The 17,461-nt window shown below is 65.6% G+C and carries 18 protein-coding genes and 1 pseudogene; 14 read left to right on the top strand and 5 right to left on the bottom strand.

The features are described 5' to 3' along the window. Positions 1-290: DDE-type integrase/transposase/recombinase (locus tag ACOI1H_RS04905; protein WP_422435611.1), on the top strand; the 290-nt coding region annotated here is incomplete at its 5' end. Positions 291-578: 288 nt separating this feature from the next. Here ACOI1H_RS04905 and ACOI1H_RS04910 read toward each other — a convergent pair. After that, on the bottom strand, positions 579-1,370 hold the full coding sequence (locus tag ACOI1H_RS04910; RefSeq protein ID WP_422435612.1) for a lytic murein transglycosylase: 792 nt from the start codon (positions 1,368-1,370) through the stop codon (positions 579-581). A gap of 156 nt (positions 1,371-1,526) precedes the next feature. Between ACOI1H_RS04910 and ACOI1H_RS04915 the strand changes: the two genes are divergently transcribed. Further along, complete coding sequence (locus ACOI1H_RS04915; RefSeq protein WP_422435613.1) at positions 1,527-2,684, top strand: AI-2E family transporter; 1,158 nt, start codon at positions 1,527-1,529, stop codon at positions 2,682-2,684. Here the strand turns inward: ACOI1H_RS04915 and metG are convergent, their stop codons facing one another. Then, entirely contained in the window at positions 2,685-4,397 is a 1,713-nt protein-coding gene (gene metG / locus ACOI1H_RS04920) for a methionine--tRNA ligase (protein ID WP_422435614.1), read from the bottom strand. A 102-nt stretch (positions 4,398-4,499) separates the two neighbouring features. Here metG and ACOI1H_RS04925 point away from each other — a divergent pair, with 102 nt between their 5' ends. The 5 genes from ACOI1H_RS04925 (at position 4,500) to ACOI1H_RS04945 (ending at position 8,855) form a co-directional block, all read left to right on the top strand. Beyond that, on the top strand, positions 4,500-5,543 hold the full coding sequence (locus tag ACOI1H_RS04925; RefSeq protein WP_422435615.1) for an aldo/keto reductase: 1,044 nt from the start codon (positions 4,500-4,502) through the stop codon (positions 5,541-5,543). Between the two features lie 81 nt (positions 5,544-5,624). Then, on the top strand, positions 5,625-6,539 hold the full coding sequence (locus ACOI1H_RS04930) for a 3-keto-5-aminohexanoate cleavage protein (RefSeq protein ID WP_422435616.1): 915 nt from the start codon (positions 5,625-5,627) through the stop codon (positions 6,537-6,539). Next, positions 6,536-7,078 (top strand): lipocalin family protein, encoded by a 543-nt coding sequence (locus tag ACOI1H_RS04935; protein WP_422435617.1) that lies wholly within the window; start codon positions 6,536-6,538, stop codon positions 7,076-7,078. Before ACOI1H_RS04930 ends, ACOI1H_RS04935 begins: the two co-directional genes overlap by 4 nt. Further along, positions 7,075-7,392, top strand: a complete 318-nt coding sequence (locus ACOI1H_RS04940; protein WP_422435618.1) for a hypothetical protein — start codon at positions 7,075-7,077, stop codon at positions 7,390-7,392. The genes ACOI1H_RS04935 and ACOI1H_RS04940 overlap by 4 nt, the downstream gene beginning before the upstream one ends. Next, positions 7,392-8,855, top strand: coding sequence for a carnitine 3-dehydrogenase (locus tag ACOI1H_RS04945; protein WP_422435619.1), 1,464 nt, complete (start codon positions 7,392-7,394; stop codon positions 8,853-8,855). The genes ACOI1H_RS04940 and ACOI1H_RS04945 overlap by 1 nt, the downstream gene beginning before the upstream one ends. Positions 8,856-9,752: 897 nt before the next feature. Here ACOI1H_RS04945 and ACOI1H_RS04950 read toward each other — a convergent pair. Next, a complete protein-coding gene (locus ACOI1H_RS04950; RefSeq protein WP_422435720.1) occupies positions 9,753-10,430 on the bottom strand; it encodes an NUDIX domain-containing protein in 678 nt (225 codons plus the stop codon). Further along, positions 10,420-10,809, bottom strand: coding sequence for a DUF983 domain-containing protein (locus tag ACOI1H_RS04955; RefSeq protein WP_422435620.1), 390 nt, complete (start codon positions 10,807-10,809; stop codon positions 10,420-10,422). Before ACOI1H_RS04955 ends, ACOI1H_RS04950 begins: the two co-directional genes overlap by 11 nt. A gap of 201 nt (positions 10,810-11,010) precedes the next feature. On the opposite strand from ACOI1H_RS04955, the gene ACOI1H_RS04960 reads away from it, so the two are divergent. The 4 genes and pseudogenes from ACOI1H_RS04960 to ACOI1H_RS04975 all read left to right on the top strand — a co-directional run bounded on the left by ACOI1H_RS04960 (position 11,011) and on the right by ACOI1H_RS04975 (position 13,009). Then, on the top strand, positions 11,011-11,535 hold the full coding sequence (locus tag ACOI1H_RS04960) for an EF-hand domain-containing protein (protein ID WP_422435621.1): 525 nt from the start codon (positions 11,011-11,013) through the stop codon (positions 11,533-11,535). A 77-nt stretch (positions 11,536-11,612) separates the two neighbouring features. Continuing rightward, positions 11,613-12,203 (top strand): annotated as a pseudogene (locus tag ACOI1H_RS04965) (RNA polymerase sigma factor). Further along, positions 12,196-12,558 (top strand): hypothetical protein, encoded by a 363-nt coding sequence (locus ACOI1H_RS04970; protein ID WP_422435622.1) that lies wholly within the window; start codon positions 12,196-12,198, stop codon positions 12,556-12,558. The pseudogene ACOI1H_RS04965 and the gene ACOI1H_RS04970 overlap by 8 nt, the downstream one beginning before the upstream one ends. After that, complete coding sequence (locus ACOI1H_RS04975) at positions 12,551-13,009, top strand: periplasmic heavy metal sensor (protein ID WP_422435623.1); 459 nt, start codon at positions 12,551-12,553, stop codon at positions 13,007-13,009. The genes ACOI1H_RS04970 and ACOI1H_RS04975 overlap by 8 nt, the downstream gene beginning before the upstream one ends. A gap of 237 nt (positions 13,010-13,246) precedes the next feature. Here the strand turns inward: ACOI1H_RS04975 and ACOI1H_RS04980 are convergent, their stop codons facing one another. Next, positions 13,247-14,668 carry a diguanylate cyclase gene (locus tag ACOI1H_RS04980; RefSeq protein WP_422435624.1) on the bottom strand — a complete coding sequence of 474 codons (1,422 nt, stop codon included), beginning with the start codon at positions 14,666-14,668 and terminating at the stop codon, positions 13,247-13,249. Between the two features lie 90 nt (positions 14,669-14,758). On the opposite strand from ACOI1H_RS04980, the gene ACOI1H_RS04985 reads away from it, so the two are divergent. From ACOI1H_RS04985 to ACOI1H_RS04995, 3 genes are all read left to right on the top strand, one after another. Further along, positions 14,759-15,037: a DUF3572 domain-containing protein gene (locus ACOI1H_RS04985; protein WP_422435625.1), complete on the top strand. Its 279-nt coding sequence runs from the start codon at positions 14,759-14,761 to the stop codon at positions 15,035-15,037. A 19-nt stretch (positions 15,038-15,056) separates the two neighbouring features. After that, complete coding sequence (locus ACOI1H_RS04990) at positions 15,057-15,749, top strand: HAD family hydrolase (RefSeq protein WP_422435626.1); 693 nt, start codon at positions 15,057-15,059, stop codon at positions 15,747-15,749. A gap of 81 nt (positions 15,750-15,830) precedes the next feature. After that, on the top strand, positions 15,831-17,384 hold the full coding sequence (locus tag ACOI1H_RS04995; RefSeq protein ID WP_422435627.1) for a trimethylamine methyltransferase family protein: 1,554 nt from the start codon (positions 15,831-15,833) through the stop codon (positions 17,382-17,384). Positions 17,385-17,461: the final 77 nt, after the last annotated feature.

Below are 17,461 nucleotides of genomic sequence, written 5' to 3' on the forward strand. Positions count from 1 at the left end.
CCGACCAGCTGCGTTCGTATGGCGCTGCCATGAAAGAGATCGGCAACGCGGACCGACAAGAAACAGGCCGTTGGCTCAACAACAGGGGCGAGAATTCACACCAGCCCTTTCGAAGGCGAGAACGGGCGATGCTCCGCTTTCGGCGCATGAAGACCTTGCAGAAATTCGTCGCAGTCCACGCCTCGGTCCACAACCATTTTAACCAGGAGCGCCATCTCTATTCACGACATAACTTCAAGCTCAACCGTGCCGCTGCTCTTTCCGAGTGGCGCCAACTTTGTTCGGCATAGGTTCCGACGTTTCGCGGCAAACTGAGACTGGTTCGAATTAGTCTGACAGCACCGACCCGGCTTCTGCGCCGTCGTCTCGGCCACGGTCGGCGCGTCAGCCGTTTCGGGCGATGCCGTGTCCGAGATGCGTGGTGCCATGATCTGAGCCTCTGCCGTCGTTTGTTCATGCCGATCCGGAGACGGATGCGGATGGCAAAACCTAACAGCCCGGATGCAGGCTGTCGCGCCTATATCGAAGTCGATCCGAAAGCGGTGCAGCCCGGCCACGGGTCGCACCGCCTTTGGCGTCTAGCCGTCGATGCGTCCGGCCATCTGGGCGATGGCTTTCTGATAGACGGTGGCGGCATTCCACTCCTGGATCACGGCAAAGTTCGGTTGTCCTTCCTGGAAACCGGCCCCCCGCTGCCAGCCCTTCTGGGCCAGGAAATTCGCGGTCGAGGCCAGCGCGTCCACCTGATTGGTCAGGTCCACCACGCCGTTACCGTCGCCATCGACGCCGTAACGCGCGACGTTGCCCGGCAGGAACTGGGTATGCCCGACCTCGCCGTGCATGGCACCGACAGTGCCGGACGACAGACTGCCCCGATCCACCAGCTGCAACGCAGCCATGGCGTGGGGGCTAAAGAAATCGGAACGGCGGCAGTCATAAGCCAGCGTGGCGATGGCGCTGACCACATTGCTGTCGCCCATGAAGTTGCCAAACCCCGTCTCCATTCCCCAGATCGCCACGATCACGGACGGGGCCACGCCGTAACGCTCTTCCAGCGCACCGTAGAAGTTAGGATTGTTGGCAATCTTCTCGCGGCCCTGGGCCACGATCGTGTCGGCCCCGCGGATGCGCAGGAACTCATCCAGCTCGTAGCGAAAGGATTTCTGGTTGCGGTCGGCGCTGATCGTGCGGGTGGCGTATTGCGTTGCGTCCAATGCGGCAAGGCCGCGCTGGCCCACGCCCTGGGCCGATGCCTCCTGCGCGAATTGTTGTTTCCAGGCATTGAAGCCGCTGGCATCGTTGCCGCAGGTCGCGGCAGCAGCAGCGGTCGATGTCAGAAGCAAAGAGGCGAGAAGGGCGAGTGAGCGCATGTCGTCAGATCCAGTTGGGAAAAAGTTGAGCTGACATTAGCACGATTGCGCCGTTATCCAATATCACCCCTTTCCTGCGGGTCCCCGATCGTCAGACTGCAAAGGAACTGGACCGGGTCGCTCGGGTTCATCCTGCACAGACCACAAGGACCACCCATGACTCCCAGACCGCTGCTGCGCGACACGCTTCTGTTCATCATCGCCGTCGTGCTGATCGGGGCTGCGCTGCATGCCATGACCGCCGTGGCGGTCCCGGTCGTGCTGGCGTTCTTCGTTGCGCTGATCGCGGCACCGCTGGACAGCGGCATCCGCGCCCACGTGCCGAAGGGGTTCGGCTGGCTGGGGCAGGTGGGTGCGGTGCTGGCCGTGCTGGCGTTTCTGGGAGTCTTTGCCGGGGCCATCGGGCTGGCCGGGACGCAGGCTGCGCAGGTGCTCGACGATCTGCCGACGGGGGTCGTGTCCGCGATCGCCGACGCCGCGACGGGGGACGCCGAGGATTCGGCGTCTCGGGCCGGGGCCGCATTGCAAGAAACCACCGCCACGCAAGAGGCAGGGGACGAGACGGGCCAGACCATCTTCGGCATCCCGTTTTCTCGCATTGCAAACCTGATCGGCGGTCAGGCCGTCGGCGTGATGGCAAACATCGCCAAGCTGGTCGCCGCCAGCACCGGCACGCTGATCTCGGGCCTGATCCTCGTCGTCCTTCTCATGGCGATCATGCTGGCGGAACGGGAGCGTTGGCAGCGCCTGCTGGCCGACCGCCTGACGGACAGTGTCGAAGGCGAGGTCGAGGCGGCGCTGGCGCAGATTGCGCACAAGCTGCGCATTTTCCTCGTGACGCGCTTGGCGTTGGGCATGGTGACGGCGGCCTTCTACGGCGCGTGGCTCTGGCTGTTCGACGTCGATCTGCTGCTGGTCTGGATGCTGCTGGCGGTTCTGCTGAACTTCATTCCGACCATCGGATCGATCATCGCGGGCAGCCTGCCGGTGCTTTACGCGATGGTGACGAAGGACATGGGCACCGTCGCGATCATCGCACTCGGCCTGTTCGTGCTGGAACAGATCCTCGGCAATGTCGTCGACCCGCTGGTGCAGGGCAAGCAGGTGGCGGTGTCGCCGGTCATCGTGTTGATCGGCCTGCTGGTCTGGGGCTGGATCTGGGGCATCACGGGCACGCTGCTGGCGACGCCCATGACCATCGTCGTGCTGGTCGTCTGCGCCCACATCCCGGCCACCCGCACCTTCGCGTTGATGCTGTCGGACATGGACGACATGGACAAGCTGCTGGCCCACACCGGGGTTCGGGCCGCCTGATCAGGTGCGCACCCCGGCAAAGCGCTGCGCCCAGTCGTCGCGCTCCGCGTCCGTGATCTTGCGGAACAGGTTGTCCGGCACGGTGAAGGCATGACCGGCGGGAAGGGCGTGCAGGGCCTGTGCCACATCGTCGGGCCAGCCCGCATCGGTCGCGTTCATCGCGTCCAGCATTGCCTTGGCCGCATCGGGGATGAAGGGCGCTGACAGCACGGCGTAAAGCCGGATCAGGTTCAGACCCATGCGGACCTGACAGGCCGCCTGCGCGGGGTCCGTCTTGAAGGTGGTCCAGGGGGCGGTGGCTTGCAGATATTCGTTGCCCGCGACCCAGATCGCGCGCAACTCGGCAGCCGCCTTGCGCACCTCGATCGCGTCCATGTGCCCCTCGTAGGCCTTCAAGCGGCGGGTCAGCTCCTCGGTCAGGGCCGCTTCGGCCTCGCCCTCCTCGCCGCCCTCCGGCACCGCATCACCGAACTTCGACCGGCAGAATTTCGTGATGCGGCTGACGAAGTTGCCCAGCACGTCGGCCAGGTCCTTGTTCACGTCCTGCGCGAAGGCCTCCCAGGTGAATTCGGCATCCGAGGATTCCGGCGCGTGGGACAGCAGCCACCAGCGCCAGTAGTCGCTGGGCAGGATCTCCAGCGCCTGATCCATGAACACGCCGCGCCCGCGTGACGTGCTGAATTGCCCGCCGTCGTAATTGAGGTAATTGAACGACTTGATGTAATCGACAAGCTTCCAGTTGTCGTCGGCACCCATGATCGTGGCCGGGAACGACAGGGTATGGAATGGCACGTTGTCCTTGCCCATGAACTGGGTATAGCGGACGTCGTCGGCACCCTTGTCGGTGCGCCACCAACCTTCCCAGTCCTGACCCTTGCCGGCGTCGACCCATTCCTGCGCGCAGGCAATGTATTCGATGGGCGCGTCGAACCAGACGTAGAACACCTTGCCTTCCATTCCCGGCCACGGTTGATCGCCGTTCTGCACGGGCACGCCCCAGTCCAGATCGCGGGTGATGCCCCGGTCCTGCAAGCCGTCGCCGTCGGTCAGCCATTTCTTGGCGATGGATGTCGTCAGGATCGGCCAGTCGCCCTTCGATTCGATCCAGTCGGCCAGCTTCCCCTTCAGCTTTGATTGTTCGAGGTAGAGGTGCTTTGTCGTCCGCACCTCCAGGTCGGTCGCGCCGGAAATTGTGGAATGGGGATTGATCAGGTCGGTCGGGTCAAGCTGCTTGGTGCAGTTGTCGCACTGGTCGCCGCGTGCCGATTCAAAGCCGCAGTTGGGGCAGGTGCCTTCGATGTAGCGGTCGGGCAGGAACCGCCCGTCGGTCACGGAATAGACCTGCTCCTCGGTCACTTCGCGGATCAGGCCCTGATAGTTCAGCCGTCCGGCAAAATACTGCGTCAGCCTGGCGTTCTGCGGGCTGGATGACCGCCCGAAGTGGTCGAACGACAGCCCGAACCCCTGCGCGATCCCGGCCTGCACCGCATGCATCTCGGCGCAGTATTCCGCCACCGGCTGGCCAGCCTTGGCCGCCGCCAGTTCCGCCGGTGTGCCATGTTCGTCGGTGGCACAGAGGAACAGCACCTCGTGCCCGCGCCCGCGCAGGTAGCGGGCATAGAGGTCCGCCGGCAGCTGCGACCCCACGAGGTTGCCCAGATGCTTGATCCCGTTGATGTAGGGAATGGCGGACGTGATCAGGTGGCGGGCCATGGGACGGACTTTCTGTTGCTTGGCGCCCTTCTAGCGGCGCGCCGGGGCTTTGCCAATGTCGCGTGGGCGGGCTAGGTCTGCCGCAACAGCAAAGGACGCCTCATGAAAACCATTCCCCTTGGCCGCACCGACATCACGGTGACCGACTGGTGCCTTGGCACCATGACCTACGGCAACCAGACCCCGCAGGACGACGCGCACCGCCAGATCGACATGGCGCTGGATGCGGGCCTGAACTTCATGGATTGCGCCGAGATGTATCCGGTGAACCCGGTATCCAGAGAAACCGCGGGCCGGTCCGAGGACATTCTGGGCAACTGGTTCGAAAAGTCGGGTCGCCGGGCCGATTGGGTGCTGGCGACCAAGGTCTCCGGCCCGAACGAAGGTTTCGTGCGCGATGGCGCAGGCTACACCGGGGCCAACATCGAGGCCGCCATCGACGCGTCCTTGGCGCGGCTGAAGACCGACATGATCGACCTCTATCAGCTGCATTGGCCGACGCGCGGCACCTGGACGTTTCGCCGCAACTGGACCTATGACCCGTCGGGGCAGGACCGGGCGCAGACGCTCGACCACATGCACGACGTGCTGGCTGGGCTGGGCCGCGCCGTGCAGGCGGGCAAGATCCGCACCGTCGGCCTGTCGAACGAAACCGCCTGGGGCACAGTGAAATGGTGCGATCTGGCTGACGAACACGGGCTGCCACGCATGGCGACGATCCAGAACGAATACTCCTTGCTGTGCCGGCACGCCGACACCGACCTGTCGGAAACGATGGTGAACGAGGATGTGACGCTGCTGTCATTCTCGCCCCTCGCCGCCGGGTTGCTGACCGGCAAGTATCAGGACGGTGCCGTGCCGAAGGGTAGCCGCATGGACCTGAACGGCGAGCTGGGCGGTCGCAAGTCAGAGCGGGTGTTCGATGCGGTGCAGGCCTACCTCGACATCGCGGCACGGCATGACCTGTCGCCCATCCACATGGCGATGGCCTGGCAGGCAACGCGGCCCTTCGCGGTCAGCGCGATCTTTGGTGCCACCACGGCGGATCAGTTGGCCGCCATCCTGTCAGGCCGCGACGTGACCCTGACTGACGCCGTTCTGGCGGACATCGCTGCCGCCCACAAGGCGCATCCGATGCCCTACTGACACCAGCCTGCGCGGGCGGCACCTTGCGTGGCCGCGCGGAATGGCCCAACGTCCGCGCAATGCAGCGCCAAGGGAACGCAGATGCCACTTGAGATGAACCGGGAGGTCTTCGTCACCTGCGCCGTCACCGGATCGGGGGCCACGCAGGACAAGTCCTCGCATGTGCCGCGCAGCCCGCGGCAGATCGCCGACAGCGCCATCGACGCCGCCCGCGCCGGGGCCGCGATCGTGCATTGCCACGTCCGCGACCCCGACACCGGTGCGCCGTCGCGCCGCCTCGACCTTTACCGCGAAGTCACCGATCGCATCCGCGCGTCAGACGTCGACGTCGTGCTGAACCTGACCGCCGGCATGGGCGGCGACATCGTCTTCGGTGGCACCGAAACCCCGCTGCCCCCCGTCAAGGGGACCGACATGGTGGGCGCGACTGAACGCATGGCCCATATCGCCGTCTGTCTGCCGGAAATCTGCACGCTCGACTGCGGCACCATGAACTTCGCCGAAGCCGATTACGTCATGACCAACACCCCCAGCATGTTGCGTGCGATGGGGGCCATGATGACGGCGCTGGGCGTGCGGCCCGAGATCGAGGCCTTCGATACCGGCCACCTGTGGTTCGCCAAGCAGCTTGTGGCCGAAGGTGTGCTGACCGGCCCCGCCCTCGTCCAACTTTGCATGGGTGTGCCCTGGGGTGCGCCGGATGACCTGAATACGCTGATGGCGATGGTGAACAACGTGCCCGACGACTGGACCTTTTCCGCCTTCGCGCTGGGGCGGCACCAGATGCCCTATGTCGCGGCGTCGGTGCTGGCGGGCGGGCATGTGCGCGTGGGGCTGGAGGATAACCTGATGTTGGGGCGCGGGCAGTTGGCCACAAACGCGCAACTGGTGGAGCGTGCGGTGACAATCATCGAAAACCTCGGCGCGCGCGTCCTGTCCCCAGCCGAGGTGCGCCGCCGCCTGTCCCTGACCAAGCGCGTGCCGGTTTTGGCATGAAGCGTCTGATCCTGCTCGTTCTTCTGGCGGCCTGCGCGAAACCGCAACCGGAAGAACCCGTTGGCGGCCCGCTGGAGGTCTACCGTGACCGCAGCGTTCCCATCGGATCCGCCCTCAACTTCGATGCGGACCGCTATGCCGGGACATGGTACGAGGTCGCCCGCTATCCTGTGCCGTTCGAGGCGGGTTGCGTCGGTGTGACGGCGGAATACAGCCCGTTGCCGGACGGCGGATTGTCCGTGAAGAATACCTGCCGCAATCCGGGAGGCAGCGTGCGCAGCATCATCGAAGGCCGTGCTGACGTCACTGGCCCCGGTCGGCTGAAGGTCCGGTTTGACTCGATTCCCTTTCCCGCCGACTATTGGGTCCTGTGGATCGACGAAGGCTACCGCACTGCGGTCGTGGGGGCACCGAACGGGCGGTCGGGATGGATCCTGAACCGCGAACCGAACATCCCCGCGGACCGCCTCAAGGCGGCGCGCGAAGTTCTGGAATTCAATGGCTACGATCTGGGCCGGCTGGTGGAGGTGTCGCAATGAAATGTCTGGGATGGGTGGCGCTGGTTCTGCTGACGGGGTGTGCCGGCACCGGATTGCTGACGTCCGCCGGCGGTGGCGACATGCGTGGCTCTGACACGGCCTTTCGCGAATTCATGGTGATCGGCGCGTCGATGCCATTCGAGGAATGTCGCGCGGGTGGCGGTTTGATCATCCGCGACGCGAACAGCCCGATGACCGCCTGCGATCCCTCCGTGAAGCGCAACCCGGTGCCGCAGGCGGCGCTGGACGATCCGCTGACTGAAACCGACCTGAACGCCGCGCTGGAACAGCAGGACCTGGACGCCATCAACTGATGACGGGCACGGCGGCGATCATCGGCGGCGGCGTCATCGGTGCGGGCTGGGCGGCCCGCCTTTTGCTGATGGGCTGGGATGTGCGTGTCTGCGACCCCGACCCGGAGGGCGCGCGCAAGCTGGAGGCAGTGCTCGCCAACGCCCGCCGATCGCTGCCGGGCCTGTCCGACGTGGCGCTGCCACCCGAAGGTCGGCTTGTCTGGTGCGCCGATATGGCCGAGGCGGTCATCGGCGCCGATTGGATACAGGAGTCCGTCCCGGAGCGCTTGGACCTGAAACGCAAGGTTTATCAGACGCTTCAGGCCCATTGTTCACCTGATGCGATCATCGGTTCGTCCACGTCAGGCTTCAAACCCTCGGACTTGCAAGGCTGTGTCACGCGCCCGGATCAGATCGTGGTCGCCCATCCCTTCAACCCGGTCTACCTGTTGCCGGTCGTCGAACTGGTCGCCAGTCCCGCCAACCCGGCCGCCTTCGTGGACCGCGCCGCCGACATCCTGACCGGCATCGGCATGTATCCCCTGCGCGTGCAGGCCGAGTTCGACGCTCACATCGCCGACCGTCTGCTGGAGGCGGTCTGGCGCGAGGCGCTCTGGATGATCCGCGACGATCACGCCACGACGGCGGAGATCGACGACGCCATTCGCTACGGTTTCGGTTTGCGCTGGGCACAGATGGGTTTGTTCGAAACCTACAGACTTGCCGGCGGAGAAGCCGGTATGAGGCACTTTGTTGCACAATTCGGACCTGCGCTGGCTTGGCCCTGGTCAAGGCTGACCGATGTGCCCGACATGGACGACGCCTTGATCGACCGGATCGCGGCCCAGTCCGATGCGCAGTCGGGCCACCATGACATTCGCGCGCTGGAACGCATCCGCGACGACAACCTCGTCACCATCCTGCGGGGATTGAAGGCGCGCGATTCAGGTGCCGGCACCTTGCTGAATGCGCAGGATCGCAGGCTGGACAGACTGCCGCAGACGCTCGACGACGTGGCGGACCTGACCCGGCCCGTCCGCACGCTCGACCGGGCCGTGCCTCTCGACTGGACCGATTACAACGGGCACATGAACGAGGCGCGGTATCTGCAGGCCTTTGGCGATGCCTCAGACCGCATGATGGCGCTGGTCGGTTGCGACATGGCCTATGTCGCGGGTGGCAACAGCTTCTTCACCGCTGAAACGCATATCCGCCACGTGGGTGAGGTGCGGGCCGGAGCACGCATCCACGTCGCAACGCAAATCCTTGCCGGGATGGGCAAAAAGATGCACCTGTTCCACCAGATGTTTGCCGGTGAACGCCTGTTGGCGACGGGCGAGCACATGCTGATCCACGTCGATCTGACGACCCGCAAGGCCTGCGACCCCGACGACCGCGTGGCGGTGCCGCTGGCGCGGATCGCACTGGCCCATGCCAGTTTGCCGTGGCCCGCCGGGGCTGGACGGGCGGTCGGACGCAAGTGAACACGTGATCTGGGTCTGGGTGACCATCGGCGCGGTCGTGGCACAGACTGTCCGCTTCATGCTGCAAAAGCAGTTGCGCGGTGCCACGCTTTCGACGGCCGGGGCCACCTTTGCGCGGTTCATCTACTCCGCCCCGCTGGTGGCGCTGGTGGCCTGGACCTACGCCCACTGGACCGGGCAAGGCACCAGCGTCCCGCACCGTTTCTGGGCCTTTGCCATCGCGGGCGGTTTCACCCAGATCCTTGCCACCATGTGCGTCGTGGCGCTGTTCACCCAACGCAACTTCGCGGTCGGCCTGACCTTCATGAAGACAGAGGTCCTGATCGCAGCCCTTCTGAGTATCGTCGTGTTGAACGAACAGCTTCCGGTGTTGGCGTGGGCGGCGCTTTTGCTGGGTTTGCCGGGGATCGTTCTGCTGTCGGACGCGCCAGCCGCCACCGGGCGGTGGTATCGCCGCGTCCTGAACCGAGGCAGCGGCCTTGGGCTTGCGTCCGGTGTGCTGTTTGCGGTGTCCAGTGTTGGCTATCGAGGTGCATCCACGTCCTTGCCGGACGGCGATGCCTTTTTTCGCGCCATCGTGACGCTGGCCTTCGTGACGGCCTTCCAGGTGACAATCATGACAGTCTGGCTGATCCTGCGGGAACCCGGCCAGATCGGGCGAGTCCTGCGGGCGTGGCGCGTGGCGGGGCTGGTCGGGCTGACCAGCATGGCCGGATCGACCTGCTGGTTCGTGGCCTTCACGTTGCAGACCGTCGCGCTGGTCAAGGGTGTCGGCCAGATCGAGCTCGGCCTGTCGCTCCTGGTCGGCTGGGCGGTCTTCGGCGAACGCATCACGCGGCGCGAATGGCAGGGCCTGATCCTGCTGACCGCCAGCGTGGTCATGCTGGTGCTCGCCGACTATATCAGCCGGGCTCCGTTCAGGCGGCTGACCAGATGCGCCTCGTCGTCGTTGCGAAAGAATGGCACCGTCAGCGGGGCAGCGGGATTTGCGACATGGGCCACCAGTTCCGCCAGCACGACCTCGGCGATGAAGGGTAGATCAAAGGTGCGGGCCTGCGCCAACGGTACCCATTGCAGCAACGACAGCTCATCCTCGGCCCGGCCAAAATCGTCAGGGTCCGTCATCAGGTCGGCGGCATCGGCGAGGAAGAACCGCGCGTCGAACCGCCGGGGCCTGCCCTGTGGCGTGATCGCGCGAAAGAAATAGCGCAGACGCGCAGCGTCCGGCACATGGCCCGTCGCCGCATAACCGCGCCAGCCTTGCGGCGGGTCGGTCCATGGGCCGGGCGCGCCGATGATCTGGCCCGTCTCCTCCCACAGCTCGCGGATCGCGGCGGCCGCAAGGGCGGTCGGTGGCAACACGCTGTCGGCGGCCAGCGCCGTGGCTTCCGCGACCGGCACCTTTACCGGAACGCGATGATCGACCGGATCGACGGCCCCGCCGGGAAAGACGAACTTGCTGGGCATGAAGGCGGCACCCGCCCCGCGCTGGCCCATCAGGACGGACGGCACGTCGTCCCGCCGCAGCACGATGATTGTGGCGGCGTCGCGCAGTGCGGTCTTGTCAGGCGCGATGGCCAAAGCCGTGCATCCGGTTGGCCCATTGAATGCCCACGACCAGTCCCTTGAGCCGGGGCAGCAGGAAAAGCGACAGCGCCACGGTTCCGACGGTAAAGATCGTCGCCAGCAGCAGCGGGTCGGGGCGGAATTCGACGAAACTGTAGATCAGGATCGGCGCGAGGATATGCCCCACGATCAGGATCGTGAGGTAGGCCGGACCATCGTCGGCGCGGTGGCCGGACAGATTTTCCCGACACGCGGGGCAGCGATCCACGACCTTGAGAAAGCCTTCGAACATGTGGCCTTCACCGCACTGCGGACAGCGTCGGCAAAAGCCGCGCCACATGGCTGACTTCGTGTTGCGGTCTGTGCTGGATGATAGGGTTTCGGACATGAGTGCTCCTTCCACCCCTGTCAGGTGCACCCGATGGCGCGAAAATGGAAGGGGGCAGCCGCAGTTTGTGTCCAATGGTCGCGGGCGATCTGCAGAAAAACCGATCTGTTTTGCGACGGAACCCGGCTTGGCGCGCGTATCACCTGCATCGACGGCCGGGAAATGGCCGTCGGTTCATGATACCAGCCAAGGACGATGCACATGAAGACGACTTTGATGATGACGACGCTGCTGGCCAGCCTGTCGCTAGGGGCTGTGGCCCAGGCACAGACGGTGACGACACCGCCGGCCGCCGCCCCGACCGACGACCCGATGCGGCCGGACTTCGCGACCCTTGACGTCGACGGCGACGGTGCGGTCACGCAAGAGGAGATGCAGGCCCAGGCCCTTTCGCGCTTTGCCACGGCCGACACCGACGGCGACGGCGGCCTGTCCGCAGAGGAGATGATCGCGCAACAGGATCAGCGCCGCGCCGCCCGGATGGCGCGGATGATCGCCGCCCGCGACACGAACGGTGATGGCCTGCTGCAGGCAGAGGAGATGGTACCCGATGGCGACCGCATGGCGCGGATGTTCGACCACATGGACTCTGACGCGGATGGCAGCATCAGTGCCGCGGAATTCGACGCCATGACCGAACACATTGGGCGCGGTGGACCGGGCCGTGGCGATCACAAGGGCCGCGGCCATGACGATCGCGGTGGCCATGGCCGCTCGCGCGGTTGACCTGACGACGGCGGCCGGGGTGGTGCATCGCCCCCGGCCGTTGTCACCCCATCTGGATCGGCCTAAGCATGCGGGACATGACCGAACTGCCATCAGACCCGGATGCGATCCCGGACAGCGCCTTGCTGGTGGCCTTTGCCAATGGCGATCCGACAGCGGCGCGCGATCTGACGGGCCGGTTGCTGCCGCGTGTCATGGGGCAGGCGATGCGCATGTTGCAGGACCGAGCCGAAGCAGAGGATGTCGCTCAGGAGGCGATGCTGCGACTGTGGCGCATCGCCCCCGACTGGCGGCAAGGCGAGACGCAGGTCAGCACCTGGCTTTACCGTGTGGTCGCGAACCTGTGCACCGACCGCCTGCGCCGTCGCCGGCGTGGCGGCGTCGGGCTGGACCAGATCGCGGAACCCGCCGATCCGGCGCCGGCTGCGGCGGCGGCGATCCAGACCGAAACGCGCCTGCGGGCGCTGTCGGACGCGCTTGCCGACCTGCCGAACCGATAGGCGCAGGCCGTGGCGCTGCGGCATCTGGAGGGGCTTTCCAACCCCGAGATTGCCGCCATTATGGACATCTCGCCGCGGGCTGTGGAAAGCCTGACCGCGCGGGGCAAACGGGCGCTGATGGCCAGTCTGGCCGATCGGCGCGCGGCACTGGGGTATGAAGATGACTGATCGCGCACACAAAGACCTCGACGCGCTGTTTGCACAGGGGCGTTCCGCTGGCGTGGTGCCGTCCGATGATCTGATGGCCCGCGTTCTGGCAGACGCGGCGCGCGTTCAATCCGCGACGGTCAGGGGCAACGTCAGGTTGCCGGCAGGGCGTCGGCTGGCGTGGCTGCACGACCTGATCGGCGGTTGGCCCGCCTGGGGCGGTGTGGTCGCGGCGGGTCTGACCGGCCTCTGGGTCGGCGTGGCCCCCCCTGCCAGCATCGAAGGGTTTGCAGCCACCTTGATCGGCACCACCCAGACCGTGACGTTCCTGCCCGAAACCGACCTGACCCTGTTCGAGGAATCGTCCGATGGCTGACCCGTTTCCCCCTTCGCGCCGACTGCGGGTCATGCAGATCGCGTTGGCCCTGTCGCTGGCCTTGAACCTGGCGGTGGCAGGGCTGGCGGCCGGCATCGCAGTGCGGGGTCACGAGGGGCGGCCGCCGCGCGACTTCAGCATGAGCCTTGGTCCTGTGGCCCGCGCCCTAATGCCCGAGGATCGGGCCGCGATCCGGGACGCCCTGCAGGACAGGCGCGATCTGGGGCCGCGGACCAATCGCCGTGAAGATCTGCGGACCCTGATCGCTGCAATCGCGGCAGAGCCCTATGACCCGACGGCCCTGCGCAATGCCCTGACCGCCCCGGCAGAGCGCGCGGCGCAGGTGCAGGCGGTGGCGGCCGCTGTGTTGGCCGACCGGATCGACGGCATGACGCCTGATGCGCGGGCGGCGCTGGCCGACCGGTTGATTCGTGGCAAGGACGACCGTTAGCGACCGGCGTGGCGTCTTCCTGTCATTGATCGCGGCATTTGCGGCAGATTGCTTGCGCGACGCTGCCCGCCCCAACACGGCACAGCACATTGGCGCGGCGGCCGAGCTTCAGGATTTGACCGGCCCAAGCTGCGGCGCGGCGGGGTCGGGCGTTCGGTGCAACTCTCTTAGCCTCTTGAAGACAAGGGAAGCTTGGCTGTCTCTCGAGGCCGGTCGCGTCGTCGAAGCGTGCGACGTTCAGGCCGCGCTCTGGCTGAACGCGATGGCGTCACGCCCGTTTGCCTTGGCATCGTAAAGCGCGGCATCGGCGCGCTTGAACAGGTCGCCAAGGCTGGTGGCGTCTTGCGGGTTCAGCGAATCCAGCGCGACCCCGACTGAGATCGTGACCCGCAGGTCGGTTGCCCCGTCACCGATCGGGAAGGGGCGGATGTTGACGAGGCGTCGCAGACGCTGGGCCGCGGCAATCGCCTCGCCCTGAGTGGTGCGCGGCATCGCAATCAAAAACTCCTCTCCTCCGATTCGGGCGACCAGATCCTCTGGCCGGAAATTCTGTTTCAGCCGGGTCGCAAGGCCGCACAGGACGCGGTCGCCCGCCGCATGGCCATAGCTGTCATTGATCCGCTTGAAATGGTCGATGTCGATCATCATCAAGGCGTATTGAGAGCCTGCCGCATGGGCCTGTTCTGCGATGTGGCGCAGGTGCGATTCCGCATAGCGTCGGTTGTAAAGCCCGGTCAGCGGGTCGATCATCGCGGCATGCATGCCGTGGCGCAACGTGTCACGCAGCCGGTCCTGGTCGAATTTGTGCCGCAGCAGACTGCGGGCCCGCAGCAGCAATTCATCTGCGCCCACCGCACCCATGACAACATCGTCGGCACCAAGGTCCAGCAGCATGGCGCCCGTGTCCGCATGTTGTCGCGGCAACAGGACCATCTGCGCCGCAAGCCGCGTGGATTCGCGCGCCCGCAGGTCGGCCACCAGACGGAACATCTGGCCGGCGGTCAGGACGGGCGCGGTGCCATCCACGATGAACAGGTCGGTCGTGCACCCGTCGGTCGTGCCCCCGCTGGCCGTGTCCCCGTCGGTCGTGTCCGTCAGGGCGCAATCGAAGGTGTTGATCCTGATCCGTTGTTTCATCCTTTGTTCCAGCGTATCGACCAGCGCCCTTGCGGTGACCGGGTTTTCCGACAGCAACGTGATGCGGGCTGGTGTGATGCGCGGCTTCGGCGTTTCGTCGAAACCGAAGTTTCGCCTTGTGCCGTCCCTCATCTGCAACTCGCGCGACATGTTCCGCCGCCGCATCAGGCTGCGCACGCGGGCCAGCAGCAGGGCATCGCTGATCGGGCGGGGCAGCACGTCGTCGGCCCCGGCATCCAGCGCGCTGAACCGCGCCACGCTGGTATCCAGCGCCCCGATCGAGATGATTGCGATATGCGTGGTTTTCGGGTCTACGCGCAGCTTGCGACAAAAGCCGTGGCCAACGTCGGAGTCGTCGGTCAGGTTGATCAGCATCAGATCGGGGGGACAGACCGCGATCCGGGCGGCCGCCTCTGCGCAGCTGGCGACGGCATCGACATCGTACTTCGCGGCCAGCATCTTGACCCGCAGAACGATGCGGTTTGTCGATACGCTGTCGACGATCAATATTCTGCCGGACATCTTGCAATCCCTAACTGACGGTTTCACCATCGTCCGATCAATCTGCAACCGAATGATTAAAAAAGTGTTCACCCTTGCAAAGGATCTGCCATGACACCCGACACCGCCGAGGTGCTTGCCCTGCAGGCCCTGGCCCACGTCGCCGCCGATGAGGACCTGTCGGGCGCCTTCATGGGCGGCAGCGGCCTGTCGCCCGATGATTTGCGCACCGGCGCATTTGACCCGTCGTTCCTGGCTTCGGTCCTCGATTTTCTGACCCAGCGAGACGACTGGGTCGTGGCCTTCTGCGACGCCCACGGTCTGCCCTACGACGCACCACTGCGCGCGCGCTATGCCCTGCCGGGGGCAGAACAGGTCCATTGGACATGACGGCGCGCGCGACCTTCGCATGATCAGGGCGATCATCTTCGACAAGGACGGGACGCTGTTTGACTTCAACGCGACCTGGGGGGCGTTCGTGCGTACTCTTCTGGTGGCCGAGACGGGGGGCGATCCTGCCCTGTTGCGCCGGCTGGCCGCGGCGCTGGGCTATGACCTGGCAACGAACCTGTTCCTGCCGGGCAGCGTGGTGATCGCGGAACCGACCAACGTGGTGGCGCGCGTCGTCGCCGATGTCACCGGGCAGTGGGACGTGGCTGCGCTGACCGCGCGGATGAACGACATCTCGACCACAGTACCGCAGATGCCGGCCGCCGATCTTCCTGCGCTGATGACCGCCCTGCGCGCGCGGGGGCTGACGCTCGGGGTCGTGACCAACGATGCCGAACTCCCGGCGATTCGGCATCTGGAAGACGCGGGAATCGTGGATGAATTGGCCTTTGTCGCGGGCTACGACAGTGGCTTTGGCGCGAAACCCGGCCCCGGACAGCTTCTGGCATTTTGCGCGGCGACCGGGATCGCCCCCGCCGACTGCGCGATGGTCGGCGACAGCACCCATGACTTGGCCGCCGGACGCGTGGCCGGCATGGTCTGCATCGGCGTGCTGACCGGCCCCGCCGCGCGTGACGACCTTGTCCCGCACGCGGACGCGGTGCTGGTCAACATCGACGGCTTGCCGGACTGGCTGAACGCCAACGCCTGAGAACGACACCTCCTGTCGCCTTTACCGCATCGGACACCCCGCGCTTGCGTCAGTCTGATCCGGCGGCAGCAAGGGACCGACATGACCGATCATCATCGCAAGCGTGGCGGCGGCCGCGCTGGAAATGCGGCCAGGCGCGGTCATGAGGCGATCGACCAGATGCCGTGGCGTATTCCGGTCAACACCGACCGACCGACAGAACCCCTTGGACCCGACGGCGTGCAGGCGATCCACGACGGCGCCATGACGATCCTGGAAGACATCGGGATCGAGTTCCTGAACGAGGAGGCGCTGGACCTGTTCCGCGCGGCGGGCTGCACGGTGCGGGGCACCAACGTGCGCATGCACCGCGACTGGGTGATGGCGATGCTGGCGCGCGCGCCGGCGCGGTTCACCATCACGCCTCGCAATCCCGACCGGAAGATCCCCATCGGCGGAGACCATATCCTGTTCGCGAATGTCGGGTCGCCGCCGAATTACTACGATCTGGAGTTGGGCAAGAAGGTCAGCGGGACGCGCCGTCACAGTGCCGATCTGCTGCGCCTGACCCAGTATTTCAACTGCATCCACTTCGTCAGCGGCTACCCGGTCGAAGCGCAGGACATCCACGCCAGCATCCGCCACCTCGACATCCTGTTCGACATGCTGACCCTGACTGACAAGGTCGTCCACGCCTATTCGCTTGGTCCCGAACGGGTCGAGGACGTGATGGAAATGGTCCGCATCGCCGGTGGCCTGACCGATGCGGAGTTTCGCGCCACGCCGCGCATGTTCACCAACATCAACTCCACCTCTCCGCTCAAGCACGACGTCCCGATGATCGACGGCTGCCTGCGGCTGATCCGGCGTGGGCAGGCGGTGGTCGTGACGCCCTTCACGCTGGCCGGGGCGATGGCGCCGGTGACGATGGCAGGGGCGGTGACACTCAGCATCGCAGAGGCGTTGTCGGCCATCGCCTTGTTTCAGTATGTCGTGCCGGGGGCGAACTGCGTCATCGGCACCTTCACCAGCAACGTGGACATGAAGTCCGGAGCGCCCGCCTTCGGGACCCCGGAATACATGCGCGCGACGCAGATGACCGGGCAGATGGCGCGGTTCTACAAGCTGCCGCTGCGCGCATCCGGTGTCTGTGCCGCCAACGTGCCTGACGGGCAGGCAATGTGGGAGACCTGCAATTCGCTGTGGTCCGCCGTGCAGTCCGGCACCAACATGGTCTATCACGCCGCCGGCTGGCTGGAGGGAGGGCTGATCGCCTCGCCCGAGAAGTTCGTCATGGACTGCGAGGTGATCCAGATGATCCAGCGCTACATGGACCCGTCGATCACCGCGACAGGCATCGACGACGTGGCGCTGACCGCGATCGGCGAGGTCGGATCGTCGGGCCATTACTTCGGCATCCAGCACACGCAGGACCGTTACGAGGCCGCGTTCTACGCGCCCATCGCATCCGACTGGCGCAACTACGAGGCATGGGAGGTTGCGGGCGGCATCTGGACGGCGGAACGCGCGCACCGCATCTTCAAGGACATTATCGCGCGTTACGAACCCCCGCCGATGTCACCGGACACTCTTGAGGAACTGCAGGCATTTGTCGCACACCGCAAGGCCGAGGGCGGTGCGCCTACGGATTTCTGACACAGTTCCGTGATCGCGGGCAACTTAGTTGCGCGCCCGCTCGTTTCTAAGACATCGCAGGCCATGATGGCCCGCAT

Origin of the sequence: Loktanella sp. DJP18, assembly GCF_049310965.1 — a bacterium.
Lineage (GTDB): Bacteria > Pseudomonadota > Alphaproteobacteria > Rhodobacterales > Rhodobacteraceae > Loktanella.